Origin of the sequence: Curtobacterium phyllosphaerae (assembly GCF_049341865.1) — a bacterium.
GTDB lineage: Bacteria > Actinomycetota > Actinomycetes > Actinomycetales > Microbacteriaceae > Curtobacterium > Curtobacterium phyllosphaerae.
Window position 1 is genome coordinate 1 of the sequence record NZ_JBMPIU010000005.1, and the last position, 15513, is coordinate 15513.

Annotated in this window: 18 protein-coding genes, 2 tRNA genes and 1 rRNA gene; 17 read left to right on the forward strand and 4 right to left on the reverse strand. The window is 71.1% G+C overall.

Annotation, left to right across the window (positions count from 1 at the left end; genetic code table 11):
- The 4 genes from rrf to ACO0E0_RS10065 all read left to right on the forward strand — a co-directional run.
- Positions 1-69: ribosomal RNA gene (rrf, locus tag ACO0E0_RS10050) — 5S ribosomal RNA — on the forward strand; the annotation flags it as partial.
- A gap of 122 nt (positions 70-191) precedes the next feature.
- Positions 192-1679 (forward strand): glutamate--tRNA ligase, encoded by a 1488-nt coding sequence (gene gltX / locus ACO0E0_RS10055; RefSeq protein WP_422871285.1) that lies wholly within the window; start codon positions 192-194, stop codon positions 1677-1679.
- Entirely contained in the window at positions 1676-2614 is a 939-nt protein-coding gene (locus tag ACO0E0_RS10060; protein ID WP_422871286.1) for an NAD(P)/FAD-dependent oxidoreductase, read from the forward strand. Before gltX ends, ACO0E0_RS10060 begins: the two co-directional genes overlap by 4 nt.
- A 79-nt stretch (positions 2615-2693) precedes the next feature.
- Positions 2694-2765 (forward strand) — tRNA-Gln (locus tag ACO0E0_RS10065).
- 210 nt (positions 2766-2975) lie between these two features.
- Here ACO0E0_RS10065 and ACO0E0_RS10070 read toward each other — a convergent pair.
- Positions 2976-4490 (reverse strand): serine hydrolase domain-containing protein, encoded by a 1515-nt coding sequence (locus tag ACO0E0_RS10070; RefSeq protein WP_422871287.1) that lies wholly within the window; start codon positions 4488-4490, stop codon positions 2976-2978.
- Positions 4491-4522: 32 nt separating this feature from the next.
- Between ACO0E0_RS10070 and ACO0E0_RS10075 the strand changes: the two genes are divergently transcribed.
- The 7 genes from ACO0E0_RS10075 (at position 4523) to ACO0E0_RS10105 (ending at position 9877) form a co-directional block, all read left to right on the forward strand.
- The gene (locus tag ACO0E0_RS10075) at positions 4523-4828 is read left to right on the forward strand and encodes a hypothetical protein (protein ID WP_422871288.1); all 306 of its coding nucleotides are present in this window, start codon (positions 4523-4525) and stop codon (positions 4826-4828) included.
- A 232-nt stretch (positions 4829-5060) separates the two neighbouring features.
- Positions 5061-6296: an ABC transporter substrate-binding protein gene (locus ACO0E0_RS10080; RefSeq protein ID WP_422871603.1), complete on the forward strand. Its 1236-nt coding sequence runs from the start codon at positions 5061-5063 to the stop codon at positions 6294-6296.
- Between the two features lie 169 nt (positions 6297-6465).
- Entirely contained in the window at positions 6466-7488 is a 1023-nt protein-coding gene (locus ACO0E0_RS10085) for a carbohydrate ABC transporter permease (protein WP_422871289.1), read from the forward strand.
- A complete protein-coding gene (locus ACO0E0_RS10090) occupies positions 7485-8390 on the forward strand; it encodes a carbohydrate ABC transporter permease (protein WP_422871290.1) in 906 nt (301 codons plus the stop codon). The genes ACO0E0_RS10085 and ACO0E0_RS10090 overlap by 4 nt, the downstream gene beginning before the upstream one ends.
- An 11-nt stretch (positions 8391-8401) precedes the next feature.
- Positions 8402-8605: a hypothetical protein gene (locus ACO0E0_RS10095; RefSeq protein ID WP_422871291.1), complete on the forward strand. Its 204-nt coding sequence runs from the start codon at positions 8402-8404 to the stop codon at positions 8603-8605.
- Positions 8606-8621: 16 nt separating this feature from the next.
- Positions 8622-9629, forward strand: coding sequence for a LacI family DNA-binding transcriptional regulator (locus ACO0E0_RS10100; RefSeq protein ID WP_422871292.1), 1008 nt, complete (start codon positions 8622-8624; stop codon positions 9627-9629).
- A gap of 175 nt (positions 9630-9804) precedes the next feature.
- Positions 9805-9877, forward strand: a tRNA-Glu gene (locus ACO0E0_RS10105).
- A 148-nt stretch (positions 9878-10025) separates the two neighbouring features.
- Here the strand turns inward: ACO0E0_RS10105 and ACO0E0_RS10110 are convergent.
- Positions 10026-10268 carry a hypothetical protein gene (locus ACO0E0_RS10110; RefSeq protein WP_422871293.1) on the reverse strand — a complete coding sequence of 81 codons (243 nt, stop codon included), beginning with the start codon at positions 10266-10268 and terminating at the stop codon, positions 10026-10028.
- Complete coding sequence (locus ACO0E0_RS10115; protein WP_422871294.1) at positions 10258-10431, reverse strand: hypothetical protein; 174 nt, start codon at positions 10429-10431, stop codon at positions 10258-10260. The genes ACO0E0_RS10110 and ACO0E0_RS10115 overlap by 11 nt, the downstream gene beginning before the upstream one ends.
- 216 nt (positions 10432-10647) lie before the next feature.
- Here ACO0E0_RS10115 and ACO0E0_RS10120 point away from each other — a divergent pair, with 216 nt between their 5' ends.
- The 6 genes from ACO0E0_RS10120 to ACO0E0_RS10145 all read left to right on the forward strand — a co-directional run bounded on the left by ACO0E0_RS10120 (position 10648) and on the right by ACO0E0_RS10145 (position 14868).
- The gene (locus ACO0E0_RS10120; protein WP_422871295.1) at positions 10648-11358 is read left to right on the forward strand and encodes a GAF and ANTAR domain-containing protein; all 711 of its coding nucleotides are present in this window, start codon (positions 10648-10650) and stop codon (positions 11356-11358) included.
- A gap of 17 nt (positions 11359-11375) precedes the next feature.
- Entirely contained in the window at positions 11376-12092 is a 717-nt protein-coding gene (locus tag ACO0E0_RS10125; RefSeq protein ID WP_422871296.1) for an ANTAR domain-containing protein, read from the forward strand.
- Between the two features lie 266 nt (positions 12093-12358).
- Positions 12359-13282 (forward strand): helix-turn-helix transcriptional regulator, encoded by a 924-nt coding sequence (locus ACO0E0_RS10130; RefSeq protein WP_422871297.1) that lies wholly within the window; start codon positions 12359-12361, stop codon positions 13280-13282.
- Positions 13283-13349: 67 nt separating this feature from the next.
- Complete coding sequence (locus tag ACO0E0_RS10135; protein ID WP_422871298.1) at positions 13350-13895, forward strand: fluoride efflux transporter FluC; 546 nt, start codon at positions 13350-13352, stop codon at positions 13893-13895.
- Entirely contained in the window at positions 13892-14269 is a 378-nt protein-coding gene (gene crcB, locus ACO0E0_RS10140; protein WP_422871299.1) for a fluoride efflux transporter CrcB, read from the forward strand. The genes ACO0E0_RS10135 and crcB overlap by 4 nt, the downstream gene beginning before the upstream one ends.
- Positions 14266-14868, forward strand: coding sequence for a histidine phosphatase family protein (locus ACO0E0_RS10145; RefSeq protein ID WP_422871300.1), 603 nt, complete (start codon positions 14266-14268; stop codon positions 14866-14868). The genes crcB and ACO0E0_RS10145 overlap by 4 nt, the downstream gene beginning before the upstream one ends.
- A 38-nt stretch (positions 14869-14906) precedes the next feature.
- Here ACO0E0_RS10145 and ACO0E0_RS10150 read toward each other — a convergent pair whose 3' ends face one another.
- On the reverse strand, positions 14907-15326 hold the full coding sequence (locus ACO0E0_RS10150; RefSeq protein WP_422871301.1) for a GNAT family N-acetyltransferase: 420 nt from the start codon (positions 15324-15326) through the stop codon (positions 14907-14909).
- Positions 15327-15513: the final 187 nt, after the last annotated feature.

Here is a 15513-nt window from a genome sequence, read left to right on the forward strand (position 1 = left end):
GAAGCTAAGCCTCACAGCGCCGATGGTACTGCAAGGGGGACCTTGTGGGAGAGTAGGACACCGCCGGACTTCACGTCGGACCGCAGTCCGGGATCAACCCCTGATCGGGTGCAGCAATGCACTCCGATCAGGGGTTTTTCTGCGTCTGCGGCCAGGCTGCATGCGTGGCAGCGCGATAGGATCGGTCCGACATGACTGCGCCATTCACCACCGCCACCGGAGCCGACGTCCGCGTCCGCTTCTGCCCGTCACCGACCGGGACGCCCCACGTGGGTCTCATCCGGACGGCCCTGTTCAACTGGGCCTACGCCCGGCACACCGGCGGCAAACTCGTGTTCCGGATCGAGGACACCGATGCCGCTCGTGACAGCGAGGAGAGCTACGAGCAGATCCTCGACGCGCTGCGGTGGCTGCGGATCGACTGGGACGAGGGCGTCGACGTCGGCGGTCCGCACGGACCGTACCGACAGTCGGAGCGGTCAGACATCTACCAGGACATGATCGTCCGGCTCACCGAGCGGGGCTGGCTCTACGAGTCGTTCGTCACGCCCGAGGAGATGGAGGCGCGCAACCTGGCCGGGGGTCGTGATCCGAAGCAGGGCTACGACAACCACGAGCGCGACCTCACCGACGAGCAGCGTGCCGCGTTCCGAGCCGAGGGCCGGGTGCCGGCCCTCCGGCTCCGGGTGCCGGATCGGGACCTGAGCTTCGACGACCTCGTCCGCGGTGAGATCACGTTCAAGCAGGGGTCGTTCTCGGACTTCGTGGTGGTGCGCCCGAACGGGAAACCGCTGTACACGTTCGTGAACCCCATCGATGACGCGTTGATGGGCATCACGCATGTGCTCCGCGGCGAGGACATCCTGTCGTCGACCCCGCGGCAGATCGCGCTGTACGAGGCGCTCGTCGAGATCGGGGTCACGAACGCCGTGCCCCGGTTCGGACACCTCCCCTACGTGATGGGCGAGGGGAACAAGAAGCTCTCCAAGCGCGATCCGGAATCGAACCTGTTCCACCACCGGGCGAACGGGTTCATCCCGGAGGGGCTCGTGAACTACCTCGCGCTCCTCGGGTGGTCGTTGAGTGCCGACCGCGACGTCTTCTCGCTCGACGAGATGGTCGCCGCGTTCGACGTCGAGGACGTCAACCCGAACCCGGCACGGTTCGACCCGAAGAAGGCCGAGTCGATCAACGGGGACCACATCCGCCTGCTCGACGCCGCGGACTTCCGGGAGCGCCTGAAGCCGTACCTCACCGAGTTCCTCGCCGAGCCGGCGTCGCCACGACAGCAGTCGATCCTGGAGCAGGCGGCGCCGCTCGTCCAGGAGCGCATGCAGGTGCTGAGTGACGCCCCGGGCATGCTCGGGTTCCTGTTCACCGCCGACGACGCCCTCATGATCGAGACCGACGCGGCCGCGACGCTGCGGGACGGTGCCGGTGAGGTCGTGACCGCGTCCATCGCGGCGCTGGCTCCCCTCGAGGACTGGTCCGCCGTGGGCATCGAGGAGGCGCTCCGCGGCGCGCTCATCGACGGCCTCGGCCTGAAGCCACGGTTGGCGTTCGGCCCGGTCCGCGTCGCGGTCTCCGGGCGTCGGATCAGCCCGCCGCTCTTCGAGTCGATGGAGATCCTCGGCAAGGAGTCGTCGCTCGCTCGACTCCGGCGCCTCGAGTCCCGATGACCGTGGCCGAGCCGGGGGCCGCCGAACGGTACGACGTCGTCGTGGTCGGCGCCGGCCCGGCAGGACTCAGCGCGGCGCTGAACCTGGTGCGGGCGAAGCGTCGCGTGCTCCTCGTCGACGCGAACCGGCCGCGGAACGCCGCGACCCTCCGGTCGCACGGGTTCCTGACGCGCGACGGCATCTCGCCCCTCGAACTCCGGCGGCTCGGGCGCGCCGAGGTCGAGGGCTACCCCGAGGCGACGGTCGTGCAGTCCGTCGTGGACGCGGTCGCTCCGCATCCGGACGGGTGGCGCGTGCACGGCACCTGGCGCGGGACGGGAACCTCGGCGACAGCTCGTGCGGTCGTGATCGCGACCGGGCTCCGGGAGGAGTTCCCGGCACTGCCGATGCTCCGCGCGTTCTACGGCACGAGCATGCACAGCTGCGTGGAGTGCGACGCGTACGAGAAGGCGGGGGAGGCCTTGGCGTTCGTCGGCGAGACGGCCGACGTCGCCGAGCATGCCCTCCTGCTCGGCGCCGTGACCGACGACCTGATGGTCTTCACGAACGCCGCCGGCGTCCTGACCGACGATGACCGCGCCCGGCTCGCCGCGGTCGGCATCGCCGTCGAGGACCGTCCGATCGCCGATCTCGAGGGTGACCGCTCGGGGATGACCGGGGTCCGCCTCACGGACGGCACGGTCATCGCGCGCACGGGCGGGTTCGTCCGTCCGGTGTGGCACGTGGACCTCGGTTGGGTGGAGGCGTCGCTGCGGCACGACGACGCGGGACTCGTCGTCGTCGATCGGGCGGGACGCACCGGGGTTCCCGGGCTCTACGCGGTCGGTGACACCACGCCGCCGGGTCCGGAGCAGCTCATCGTCGCCGCAGGGTCGGGCGCGGTGACGGCGGCCGCGGTGCACCGGGACCTCGTCGGTGGTCATCGACCGGCCTGAGATGCTGTAGTGTTGTCTCTCGGTTCGGGAAGTCCACGAACCGTTGGACCACGGTGCTCGGCTGAGTGACCGGGTCCATTGGGGTATGGTGTAATTGGCAACACGTCGGTTTCTGGTACCGTTGTTCTTGGTTCGAGTCCAGGTACCCCAGCACGTTCGGAACGGCCCTCGCGGAAGCGGGGGCCGTTCTCATTGCTGCCGCGGTCGCCCCCGAGAATGCACGGAACCGGGGTGCCGATGGCGCCGAACCCCGCGTCTGTGCATTCTCGGCGTCGCTGAATGGCCCGGACCGGGCAGGCCCAGCGGCTGAACGACCCGGACCGGGCAGGCTCAGCGGGCAAGGGAGCCGGACCGGGCAGGCTCAGCGGGCAGGTGCGTCCTCCGGCCGGCGCAGATGGGCGAGATTGGAGTGCAGCGGCTCGGTCTCCCAGCGGGCGGCGAACGTCCCGTCGTCGAGTGCGCACCGGAGGTGGAGCAGGTGCGGGGTGTCGAGGAACCGGACGTCCACAAGCACCGTGCCGCGCGGTGCACCTGCGCCGGGCAGAGCACCGGGCGTGTCTGAGCCATCCTGTCCGTCCGCGTCGTCTGACGGGTCGGCCCGTGCCCCGCTCGCACCGAGTGGTCCGTCGTCGGTCCACGAGCCCTCACCGACCGCGACCTCACCGACGATGACCTCGTGGTCCGTGTCGCCCTCGACGAGGGTGGCCCGCCAGGCCGCGCCCGGGGCCTCCTGGGCGATCGTGAGGCCGGTCAGGCTCCGGACGTCCGAGTCGGCAGCGGGCGTCAGCCGGACGGTCCGCCCGAGGTCGCCGAGCGGAGCACCGGGCACCGGCGGCAGCGCCAGGGTGCGGAGTCGTGCGGCGAGCGAGTCGTCGTCCGCCGTCGCCGATCCCGCCGTCGCCGCTCCCGCCGATCCCGCCCGGTCGATCGCCGGCAGGAGGTGCGTCCAGGCAGCATCGAGGACGGCCTGCATGTCGAGGCTCTGCCCGGTCATCGCGAGGACCACGTCGTGCTCGGGGAGGACCACGCAGAACTGGCCGTACGCCCCGTCGCCGCGATAGCCGTGCCGGGCCATCCAGAACTGGAACCCGTACCCCTGCGCCCAGTCGACGTTCTCCTCGTCCGGGTTCGCGACCTGGGCGCGCGTCGCCGCGTCCACCCAGTCCTCGGCGAGGATGCGCTCGCCCGCCCAGACGCCGCGCTGGAGGTACAGCTGCCCGAGCCGGGCGATGGCGTCCGTCGTGGCGTGCAGCCCGCTGAACCCGAGCTCCGCACCGTTGTCGTCCCGGACCCACGCCACGTCCCCGATGCCGAGCGGGTCGAGGAGTCGGGGGCGCAGGAAGTCGAGCAGGGACCCACCGGTCACGCGACGGACGATCTCGCCGAGCGTGTACGTGCACGGCTGGTTGTAGGCGAACACCGTCCCGGGTTCCTCGTCCGGCGGCAGGAGCAGGAACCCGCGGACGAGGTTCGTCGGATCGAGCGCACGCGCCCGCTCCACGGTCTCCTCCCGGTGTCCGCTCGCCATCGCGAGGAGGTGCCGCACGCGGATCCGTCGGCTGCGGGGATCGACGACGTCCGCGTCGAGTTCGGGGAAGTGGTCGAGGACCGCGGCGTCGAGGTCCACGAGACCGTCGCCCACCGCGATGCCGACGGCGGCCGACGTGAAGCTCTTGCTGAGCGAGTACAGCAGGTGGACCCGGTCGGGCGAGTACGGCGCCCACCATCCCTCGGTGACGACGGCGCCGCCGCGGAGGAGCATGAGGCTGTGCGGTTCGACGCCCGGGGTCGTCTCGAGGGCGGTCACGAACGCGTCGATGCCCGCGGGGTCGATGTCGAGGGTGGTCGGGGGTCGGTGCGGGAACGTCGTCGTCACGACCCGACCCTACGCCGCCGTAGGCTGCAACCGTGGAACCGCCGATGTCCTCCGGGACGACCAGACGCCGTGTCGAGCTCCGGATCCGTCGGCCGCCCCTGACCTGGTTCGCCCGGCCGACGGTCGTGGTCGACGGTGTCGGCCAGCCGGCGCAGTGGGGCACCGGGACGTGGGTGGTCGCCGACGGCGGTGGGACCGAGATCGCTGTGTACCTGTACAACCGCGTCTGGCGCTGGGGCGATGCGAGCATCCGTGTCGACCCGCCGGGAGCGCATCGGGAGGTCGTCGAGTACCGGTCCGGACTGCTCCCGCTGGGGCGCGGCCGACTGACCCGCTGAGAAACCGATTTCGGGCGGATTCTTGGCAAGTCGGATCCCGACGCTCAGGTAACAGTTCGGTCACTGCCACGATGCAACCGGTTGCGGTGGCCCTCGGACGCGGGTAGCGTCCCGCACCAGCAGGCAGTGGCGCCTGCCACAGGCGGTGCCGCCTGTGATCTCGATGAGGAGACACGCAGTGAACAAGACACGAGCGAAGGTGCGGTTCGCGACCGTCGCGGGGATCGCCGTCATGGGCCTCGCGCTGGCGGGCTGCTCGAGCGGCAGCTCCGGATCGAGCGGTGGCGGGGACGCCTCGGCCGGGCAGGACAGCCGCGGGCCGATCACCTACGTGCAGGGCAAGGACAACTCCAACGTCGTGCGGCCGCTCCTCGAGAAGTGGAACGCGGCCCACCCGGACCAGAAGGTCACGTTCAAGGAGCAGTCCGACCAGGCCGACCAGCAGCACGACGACCTCGTGCAGCACTTCCAGGCGAAGGACGCCGGCTACGACGTCGTCGACGTGGACGTCGTCTGGACCGCCGAGTTCGCAGCGAAGGGGTGGCTGACCCCGCTCACCGGCAAGATGAAGGTCGACACGTCGAAGCTGCTGCCGGCGACCGTGAAGACCGCCACGTACAACAACACCCTCTACGCGGCGCCGCAGACCTCCGACGGAGCGCTCCTGTACTACCGCAAGGACCTGGTCAAGACGCCGCCGACCACCTGGAAGGAGATGATGGCGGACTGCGACATCGCGAAGCAGGCCGGCATCGGGTGCTACGCGGGCCAGTTCGCCAAGTACGAGGGCCTCACCGTCAACACCTCGGAGGCCATCAACGGCGCCGGTGGATCGGTGCTCGCGAAGAACGGCACGACGCCGACCCTGACGACCGCCGACGCGGCCACCGGCCTCCAGAACCTCGTCACCGCGTTCAAGGACGGCAACATCCCGGCCGCGGCGATCACCTACCAGGAGGAGCAGGGCCGGCAGGCGTTCGAGAGCGGTCAGCTGCTCTTCCTCCGCAACTGGCCCTACGTCTACAACCTCGCCAAGACCGACGGCTCGTCGACGGTCAAGGACACGTTCGGCGTCGCACCGATCCCCGGTGAGGACGGCGTGGGTGCCTCGACGCTCGGCGGCCACAACGCCGCGATCAGCGTGTACTCGAAGCACAAGGCGACGGCACACGACTTCCTGGAGTTCCTCGAGTCGAACGAGACCCAGAAGTTCTTCGCGACGCAGGGTTCGTTGGCCCCGGTCGTGGCGAGCGTCTACTCCGACTCCGAGCTCACCTCGAAGCTGCCCTACCTGCCGACGCTGCTGCAGTCGATCAAGAGCGCCGAGCCGCGTCCGGTGTCGCCGTACTACCCGGCCGTCACGAAGGCGATCCAGGACAACGCCTACGCCGCCCTCAAGGGCTCGAAGAGCGTCAAGGAGGCGCTGCAGGACATGCAGGCTGCCGTCAAGGCCGCGTCCAGCAGCTAGACGCCCCACCTGACGGACGGGGGGCCCACGCCGCCGGTACCGGAGCGACGCGCCAGCGGCGTTCCGGCCGTGTCGGTGGGGAGGCGCGGGTCGGCCCCGCCCCGCGCCTCCCGTCCGTCGCTCGACCCTCCCGCACACACCGCACCACCGACACCGGCAAGGAGGCCTCGTGTCAGCTGCAACAGAAATCCCCGCGGCGATCCCGAACCCCGTAGGGACGGAACCGCCGAAGCGCCGCCGGAGCGGCCTCAACGAGGCGCACGGCCGCTGGGCGGTCTACCTGATCGGCCCGACGCTCCTCCTGCTCGCGATCGTCATCGGGTACCCCGTGGTGAGCGCGGTCATCCAGTCGTTCCAGAACGACGCAGGTCTCGACAAGGCGACCGGGCTGTTCGTGAGCGGCGGGTTCGCCGGCATCGCGAACTACGTGCACTGGCTCGGCCAGCGGTGCGGGGACGTGTCGTGCCCGCCCGGCAACCTCGGCTCGCAGTTCTGGGTGTCGTTCGGCAACACCACGTTCTTCACGATCGTGACCGTCGCGCTCGAGACCGTCATCGGGCTCTGGATGGCGATCATCATGAACCGGACCTTCAAGGGCCGCGCACTCGTCCGGGCCGCGATCCTCGTGCCCTGGGCGATCCCGACGGCGGTCACCGCGAAGCTCTGGTACTTCATCTTCGACGTCAACGGCGTGCTCAACCACGTGCTCGGCACGCACATCCTCTGGACGTCGGACGAGTGGGCGTCGCGGTTCGCGATCATCATCGCGGACACGTGGAAGACGACGCCGTTCATGGCGCTGCTCATCCTGGCGGGGCTCCAGCTCATCCCGGAGGACGTCTACGAGGCCGGCAAGATGGACGGCGCGTCGACGGCCCAGCGGTTCTGGAACATCACGCTCCCGCTCGTCCGGCCGGCGCTCATGGTCGCGGTGCTGTTCCGCGTGCTCGACGCGCTCCGGATGTACGACCTGCCGGCGATCCTCACGGGCGGTGGTGGCGGATCGGGGAACGCCACGACGACCCTCTCGATCCTCGTCGTCGACCAGATCCGGCAGGGCTTCAACTCGGCGTCGGCCCTGTCGACCATCACGTTCCTCATCATCTTCATCGTCGCGTTCGTGTTCGTCCGGTTCCTCGGCGCGAACGTCGTGCAGACGCAGGCGGCCCAGCAGAAGGGTGAACTGAAGTGACCATCGCAGCCCCACGGGTGAACACGCACCCCGTCGTCCGCGACACCAGCGGCGCCAAGGTCCGGGTCGAACGGCACCCGGGCCAGGCGTGGCGGACCGGGATCAGCGCCGTCGTCATCGCGGTCTGGTGCCTGCTGCCGTTCTACTGGATGGTCGTCACGAGCTTCCGGGACGTCGGGTTCACGTTCGACGCGACCCCCTGGCCGACGCACGTGACGCTCGACAACTACGCGACGGCGTTCTCGACGGCGCTCGGCAACCACCTCGGCAAGGCCCTCCTCAACTCGCTGTTCATCGGCGCGGCGGTGACGGTCATCGCGCTGCTCGTCGGCACGAGCGCCGCGTACGCCCTGGCCCGCCTCGAGTTCCGCGGCAAGTCGCTCATCGCGGGTGCGATCCTCGCGGCGTCGATGTTCCCGGGCGTCGCACTCATCTCGCCGCTGTTCCAGCTGTTCACGGACATCGGGTGGATGGGCACCTACCAGGCGCTCATCCTGCCGAGCATCTCGTTCGTGCTGCCGCTGACGGTGTACACGCTCGCGTCGTTCTTCCGGGAGATGCCGTGGGACCTCGAGGAGGCCGCGCGCATCGACGGGTGCACCCGCGTGCAGGCGTTCCGGAGGATCATCCTGCCGCTCGCCGCCCCGGCCGTGTTCACGACGGCGATCCTCGCGTTCATCTCGTCGTGGAACGAGTACCTCATCTCCTCGCAGCTGTCGAGCGACCAGACCCAGCCGGTCACCGTCGCGATCGCCTCGTTCGCCGGGAGCCAGCCGCACCAGGAGCCCTACACCGCGGTCATGGCGGCCGGGACCATCGTGACGATCCCGCTCGTCATCCTCGTGCTCGTCTTCCAGCGGAGGATCGTCGCCGGTCTCACCGCCGGCGGCGTGAAGGGCTGACCATGGCGCGCATGGCACCGCGGCGGCCGACGGACACCGTCGACATGCTCACCGGGTTCACCGCCTTCTTCGGGGTGGTGTTCCTCGTCGTCACGATCGCGTGCGAGCTCACGGGTCGTCCGGCGCTCGGGTGGGCGCTGACGCTCCTGTTCTTCGTGGTGGTCGCCGGCGTGCTGCTCCGCCGGCGTCGCACGATCGTGCGCGGCGGCCGGTAGCGAGCGTCCGGTCAGCATGTCCGGCATCCAGGAGATCGCCCGCGCGACGGGACTGTCCAAGTCGACCGTCTCGCGGGCGCTCCGCGGTCTGCCGAGCGTGGCGCCGCCGACCATCGCGGCGGTGCAGCGTGTCGCCGACGAACTCGGGTACATCCCGTCGTCGGCGGCGGCCGGGCTCGCGACGGGCCGACAGCGGGCGATCGGCGTGGTCGTGCCGGTGATCGACCGGTGGTTCTACGTCAAGACGTTGGAAGGCGTCGACGCGGAGCTCCGGCGGGACGGGTACGACCTCGTCCTCTTCAGCCTCGGAGGCGGCGCGTCGGACCGGGAGCGCGCGTTCCACCGGTCGATGCTCCGGAAGCGGATCGACGCACTCGTGCTCCTGTCACTCGTGTTCGACGAGTCCGAGCGCGAACAACTCGAGCTGACGGAGTACCCGATGGTCGTCGTCGGCGGGCCTGCCGAGGGGGTGCGGCACATCGGGGTCGACGACGTCGCCGTCGCGCGGGCGGCGACGGAGCACCTGCTGCAGCTCGGGCACCGGGACGTGGCGTACCTCGGCGGCAAGGACGAGGCCGGGATGAACGTCGCCGTGCCGTACCTCCGTCGGGACGCCTTCCGCGAGACGATGCGGTCCGTCGGCGTGCAGGTGGGTGAGGACCGACTGCTCGACGGCGGCTTCTCGTTCCGCGGCGGTCACGCCGCGATGCAGCGGCTCCTCGACCGGCACCCACGGCCCACCGCGGTGTTCGCGGCGTCGGACGAGATGGCCCTCGGTGCGATGGCGGCGATGGCGGAGGCCGGGCTCCGCGCGCCGGAGGACATCTCGGTGATCGGCATCGACGGGCACGAGTACGGGGCGGTGCTCGGGCTGACCACGGTCGAGCAGGACCCGTTCGTGCAGGGCAGCACCGCAGCTCGGGCGTTGCTCGACGAGCTCGCCGGGGGAGTGCCGCGGACGTCGTTCGCGCCGGCGGTGACACGGCTCGTCGTCAGGACGTCGACGGGGCCGCCCGCGCGGTGAGGGCCGTCCGCCCGGTGTGGGATGGCCGCTGGCTGCGCGGCGTTCGCCGGTGCGGGGCGTGCGCCCGGCGGTGCCGACGACTCGTCGATCCCGGTCGGCATGCGACACACCGACCGCCGCGGCCGAATTGGAGGTTGCCCGCGTGCTGTGGCATACTCTTCTCTGTTGCCGGAACGGCCCCATCGTATAGCGGCCTAGTACGCTGCCCTCTCACGGCGGTAACGCGGGTTCGAATCCCGCTGGGGTCACACCAGTGATCGTCGAGTACCAGACGGCAACCACGAAGAACCCCTGATCGGTCTGCGCCGGTCAGGGGTTCTTCGCGTCCGCGGGCTGTGCCGGTGCGTGGGCTGTGCTGGTGCTCGGGTCGTGCTGGTGCTCGGGTCGTGCTGGCGGTCAGGCCGGCCGCCGTCGACGACGCAGCACCGTGCACGTGCCGGCGACCAGCCCGACCAGCCCGACCACGACGAACGCCGAGCCGACCGTCGTCACCACGGCACCCCAGGACGCGACCAGCAGGACTGCGCCGACCAGCACCGCGACGAACGCCGTGAGCGCGACCGCCACCGCGCGGGACTCGCGTCGCACGAGCACTGCATCCGCCGGCGTCGGATCGGCGCGCGCGGGCTCAGCGCGCATCGAAGAAGTCGGCGTAGCGCGGCTCCTCGGTCGGGGTGCTCGCCCGGTGCACGCGCTCCGCGATGATCGCCGGGTCGGTGAGGCCCGCCCTGCGCAACCAGCCGTCGCGCGTCGTCGGAAGCGCCTCGGCCCGGAACGGGGGCGCGTAGGTCGTGCGGATCATGATGCACCCGGACGGTGTGCGGCCATGGTGTCGTCCTTGTCGTCATCGCGGGGAGATCGGGCGACCGTGGTCCAGGGCAGCTGTCCGAACCGTACGGAGGTCGGCGGTTCCGTCGCAACGCGGTCGACGGAACGTCCCCGGAGAATGCGCGAATCGGCGTACAGTCGGTGCGACCGGTGCCTGGACCCTGCGCTGCGACGAGCGAGGAAGGCATCGATGGACCACACTCCTGCGTTCACCGCTGCCGTCGCGGCGTTGCAGCGAGCCGGCGACCACGGTGACCTGTGTGCGCCCTTCCTCTCGGCGCTCCCCGTCACCGGTGTCGCGATCTCCACCGTCGGCGACCCCTTCGGGTCCGAGACCGTGGGTGCCAGCGATGCCCGGGCCGCGCGTCTCGACGAGATCCAGCTCGACCTCGGCGAGGGACCCTGCTGGCAGGCACTCCGTTCGGGGACGCCGGTGTTCGAGCCCGACGTGCAGCGCGCCAGCTCGACCGCATGGCCCCTCGCGCTGGCGGCACTGCAGGGTACGGGCGTCGGCGCGGTGTTCGCGTTCCCGATGCGGCTCGGCACCCTGGACATCGGCGCCGTGGACCTCTCGACCAACCACCCGGGCACACTGCACGACGACATCGTGCGTGACGCTGTGGCCCTGACCGAGGCGGTGGCTCGGCAGGTGCTCCTCCGGGCGTTGCGCCGCGGCGAGCGGGACGCCGAGGTTCCCGACACGGCGGCGGGCGAATACTCTCGCCGTGAGGTGCACCAGGCTTCGGGGATGATCGTTGCCCAGACCGGGGCGGACGTCGGCGACGCGCTCCTGATCCTCCGGGGGCACGCATTCGCGTCGGGCCGGACCGTCCGCGAGGTCGCAGCCGACGTCGTCGCCCGCACTCTGCAGTTCACCGACACCGACGACCTCGACTCGTAGGGAAGGACTCAGCCATCATGGCCCACACCCGAGAACACCGACTGGTGGACGCGTTCGTCACGCTCACCGACACGCTCGTCGCCGACTACGACGTCGTCGACCTGCTGCAGTCCCTGGTCGACAACGCCACCGGGCTCTTCGACGCGTCGGCCGCCGGCATCATGCTCGTCAACCAGCACCAGGTCCTCGAGGTGATCGTCTCGACGAGCGAGCGGAGCAACCTGATCGGGCTCATGCAGCTCGACGCGGGCGAGGGTCCGTGCGTCGAGGCGTTCGCCACCGGGGCGACCGTGTCCGTCGAGAACACCACTGAGATGCACGCCCGGTGGCCGCGGTTCGCGGCGGCCTCCGCCCTGGCCGGGTACGCGTCGGTGCACTCCATCCCGCTCCGGCTGCGGGAGACGACCCTCGGGTCGATGAACCTGTTCCGGGAGACGGACGGAACGCTCAACGAGGAGGACGCCCGCGCGGCGCAGGCGCTCACCGACGTCGCGACGATCAGCATCCTGCAACAGCGGAGCGTCGACCACGCGACGCTCGCGCAGGAGCAACTGCAGCGGGCGCTCGACAGCCGCGTGGTGATCGAACAGGCCAAGGGGTTCCTCTCGCAGACCCATGACCTCGACATGGACGGTGCGTTCCAGCTGCTCCGGCAGTACGCGCGGTCGCACCAGCTGGCGCTCGCGGACGTGGCCCGCGCGGTCGTGGAGCGTCGGACGGTCCTGCCCTCGTAGGTCGGTCTTGCGGTGCGGCCTTCCTGGCCGTACCGTGGGCCTCGGTAGCCCCAGTCCTTGGTCGCCGGATCCGAGATCACGTCGACGGCCGTGGAGCACTCATGTCGGGCACTACTGTTCCTCGCGACACAGCAACGATGATCGCGCCCGAGCGGTCCGCCGGACCACCGGTCGGGTGCGACCCCGGATCGTCACCGGACCGGGTGGACGTCCACCCGGTCGTCGCTCGCCGGACCGCTCCGACGAGTCCGAGAGCGACGTTCGACGTGCGTGTCGACACCGACGACCTCGAGCACGCCCGCGCACTCCTCCGGCGGAACGGAGGCGACCGACTCCGGCTCATCGCGCCACGTCGGCCGTTCCGGCTCCGGTACGGCCGGACCGGCGACGCCGACGTGTCCCTCCAGACCTCATCCGCGACCGCGCTTTTGTCCGGGTCGTTCGACGCGGGCGACGCGTACGTCGTCCTCTGGCTCACGGCGGGGGAGGGCGCGATCCAGATGGGGACGACGGACATCCCGCTCCGCGTGGGCGTCCCGGTCATGCTGCCGCCGGGCTCGACCAGGCTGCACCTCGACGCTGCCCGTCAGAACCACATCCACTTCCGGGCCGGGTTCCTCGACGCGCTCGCGGCCGACCTCGGTCTCACCGGCTCGGCGCAGACGGGCTCGGCCGCCGGTGCGTCCGCAGTTGAGTGGGCGCTGCCGTCATGGACCGCCGGGGTCCGGCAGGCCGCTGCCTCGATGCTCACCCCGCAGGCACCGCTCACGACCGCGGCGCGGCGCGCGCTCAACGTCGAGCTCGCGCACGGGGCGCTGCAGACCTTCGCGCGGTGGTCGAACGGGGTACCGACCCCGTCCGCCCCGTTGTCCGCCCGGATGCGGCAGGCCGTCGAGTACGTCGGTCGGTTCTCGGACAGGTCGATCGGGACGGACGACATCGCCGCGGCCGTCGGACTGTCGGCCCGGGGGTTGCAGCAGGCCTTCCACCGGGAGCTCGGGACGACCCCGTTGGCCTACCTGCGCGAGGTGCGCCTCTCGAAGGTCCGCGGATCGCTGCTCGGGACCGTCGGTACGCGAGGTTCGGTCGCGGAGATCGCCCGCCGCTCGGGGTTCGTCCACCTCGGGCGGTTCTCGGCCTCGTACCGCGACCGGTTCGGTGAGTTGCCGAGCGCGACGCTGCACCCCTGAGCGCCGGAGGCGGTCGACCACACGCTGCACGACGACCGCGTCGCGCCCCACGGTAGGTTGATCCACGATGGACCACCCCACCACACGGCCCGTGCACCTCCGCCCCGGTCTCGTCCTGCTCGTCGCACTGGGCGGCGCGGTCGGCACGGCGCTCCGAGCGGTGCTCGCGGAGGCTCTCCCGCCGGTCAGCGGCTGGTCGTGGGCCATCCTCGCGATCAACGTCGTCGGTGCGTTCTGCCTCGGCCTGCTGCTCGGGTCGCTCGCGGCCCGTGGCGAGGACGTCGGGCGCCGGCGGACGCTGCGGGTGTTCGTCGGGACCGGGATCCTCGGCGGGTTCACGACCTACAGCACGCTGGCGGTCGACGTCGCGGAGTTCCTCCGCGACGGTCGGGTCGGCACCGGGTCCGGGTACGCGGCGCTCACCGTCGTCGCCGGGCTCGTGGCGGTCGTCGTCGGGCTCCTCGTCGCGCGGCAGCTCCGACCGCGACCGTCGAACACCGACCCGGCGGAACGGCCCACGGCGCAACCGGACCCAGGTCGCGGACGGGACCCGGATCACGGGCGGGACCCGGATCGCGGGCCGGACCCGGATCGCGGGCGGGATCCGGCATGAGTCCGCTCGAACTCGCCCTCGTCGCCGTCGGCGGCGGTGTCGGGGCGGCGCTCCGGTTCGTGCTCGACGGTCTGGTGACGGCCCGCAGCCGGACGCGCCTGCCGGTCGGGACGATCGTCATCAACGTCACCGGATCGCTCGTGCTCGGGACCCTGACCGGCCTCGGGAGCGTCGGCGTGCTGCCCGACGGCGTGGTGACGGTGCTCGGGACGGGCATGATGGGTGGGTACACGACGTTCTCGACGGCGAGTGTCGAGACCGTGCAGCTCTTCCGGACCGGACATCCCCGGCTCGCCGTCCTGAACGGCCTCGGGATGCTCGTCGTCTCGGTCGGCGCCGCTGCGCTCGGCCTGCAGCTCGGAAGGAACACATGACCTCGGAACGCCCCGGCGAACTCGTCCTCGTCCGTCACGGAGAGACGGAGTGGTCGAGGAGCGGCCAGCACACCGGTCGCACGGACATACTGCTCACCGCGAACGGCGAGGAGCAGGCGAGGGCGACCGGCCGGGCGCTCGCCGGTCGCTCGTTCGCACTCGCGCTGTCGAGTCCGCTGACGCGCGCCCGGGAGACCGCGCGCCTGATCGGTGTCGACCCGGAGGTCGACGACGACCTGATGGAGTGGGACTACGGCGCGTACGAGGGACTGACGACCCCGCAGATCAAGGTGCAGCGGCACGGCCCGTGGGACCTCTGGACGGACGGCGTCCCCGCGGGGACGACACCCGGCGAGGACGCCGCCGAGGTCCGCGCGCGCGTGGAACGGGTGCTCGACCGCGTCCGTCCGGTGCTCGCCGACGGTGGTGACGCCGTGTGCGTCGCGCATGGCCACGTGCTCCGGGCGCTCGGCGCCGCCTGGATCCGGCTCGGGCCCGAGGACGGTGCCGTGTTGGCGCTGTCGACCGCCTCCGTCAGCGTCCTCGGGTACGAGCACGGCCGACCGGTGATCGACCGCTGGAACGTCTCGCCGCACTGAGGGCCGACGTGACCGGGCGCCCGCGCGCCGACCGCGGCTCAGGCGTCGAGCACCATCGCCATGCCGGTGCTCGGTGCGACGTCACGGAGCCCGACGGCCTCGTACAGGCGGACGCCCGGCGGGTCGGCGACGAGGTCGACGTACGCCCCGGCCGGTGCGCGGTGCCGGACGTCCGCGACGAGCCAGTCGAGCACGGCCCGTCCGAGCCCCTGACGCTGGTGCGCGGGGTCGGTGGCCATGTCCGCCACGTGGAAGTACCAGCCGCCGTCGCCGAGGAGCCGGCCCATCGCGACGACGGTCCCGTCGGTGGTCCGCACGTGGCAGAACGACCAGCTGCCGGTCAGTGCGCCCCGGCCCTGGTCGGCGCGCACCGGCGTCAACCCGGAGTCCCGGCGGAGCCGGAGGTAGTCGTCGAGTGGCGGTGGGCCCGGTTCGAGCGTGTAGGCGGAGTCGTCCATGACCCCATCCTGGCGGACGCGGACGACGTTCCGGGTGACGGACGGGAGGCGCGGGGCGGCGCCGACCCGTGCCTCCCGTCCGCCCGCCGGTCGCGTTGGTATACCAAGCCGTTCCGGGCGTAGACTTCCTGGACCCGACGGGCTTCGTCAGGGTGCGGGACCCGGCGACGTCGCGGTGTCGCGCGGG

What these genes read in the sequence shown, in the direction of transcription:
- ACO0E0_RS10120 (WP_422871295.1), top strand. Translation starts at nt 10,648, where the DNA reads ATGGACCACACTCCTGCGTTCACCGCTGCCGTCGCGGCGTTGCAGCGA.
- ACO0E0_RS10100 (WP_422871292.1), top strand. Translation starts at nt 8,622, where the DNA reads ATGTCCGGCATCCAGGAGATCGCCCGCGCGACGGGACTGTCCAAGTCG.
- ACO0E0_RS10115 (WP_422871294.1), bottom strand. Translation starts at nt 10,431, where the DNA reads ATGATCCGCACGACCTACGCGCCCCCGTTCCGGGCCGAGGCGCTTCCG.
- ACO0E0_RS10125 (WP_422871296.1), top strand. Translation starts at nt 11,376, where the DNA reads ATGGCCCACACCCGAGAACACCGACTGGTGGACGCGTTCGTCACGCTC.
- ACO0E0_RS10095 (WP_422871291.1), top strand. Translation starts at nt 8,402, where the DNA reads ATGGCACCGCGGCGGCCGACGGACACCGTCGACATGCTCACCGGGTTC.
- gltX (WP_422871285.1), top strand. Translation starts at nt 192, where the DNA reads ATGACTGCGCCATTCACCACCGCCACCGGAGCCGACGTCCGCGTCCGC.
- ACO0E0_RS10150 (WP_422871301.1), bottom strand. Translation starts at nt 15,326, where the DNA reads ATGGACGACTCCGCCTACACGCTCGAACCGGGCCCACCGCCACTCGAC.
- crcB (WP_422871299.1), top strand. Translation starts at nt 13,892, where the DNA reads ATGAGTCCGCTCGAACTCGCCCTCGTCGCCGTCGGCGGCGGTGTCGGG.
- ACO0E0_RS10060 (WP_422871286.1), top strand. Translation starts at nt 1,676, where the DNA reads ATGACCGTGGCCGAGCCGGGGGCCGCCGAACGGTACGACGTCGTCGTG.
- ACO0E0_RS10135 (WP_422871298.1), top strand. Translation starts at nt 13,350, where the DNA reads ATGGACCACCCCACCACACGGCCCGTGCACCTCCGCCCCGGTCTCGTC.
- ACO0E0_RS10080 (WP_422871603.1), top strand. Translation starts at nt 5,061, where the DNA reads ATGGGCCTCGCGCTGGCGGGCTGCTCGAGCGGCAGCTCCGGATCGAGC.
- ACO0E0_RS10145 (WP_422871300.1), top strand. Translation starts at nt 14,266, where the DNA reads ATGACCTCGGAACGCCCCGGCGAACTCGTCCTCGTCCGTCACGGAGAG.
- ACO0E0_RS10110 (WP_422871293.1), bottom strand. Translation starts at nt 10,268, where the DNA reads ATGCGCGCTGAGCCCGCGCGCGCCGATCCGACGCCGGCGGATGCAGTG.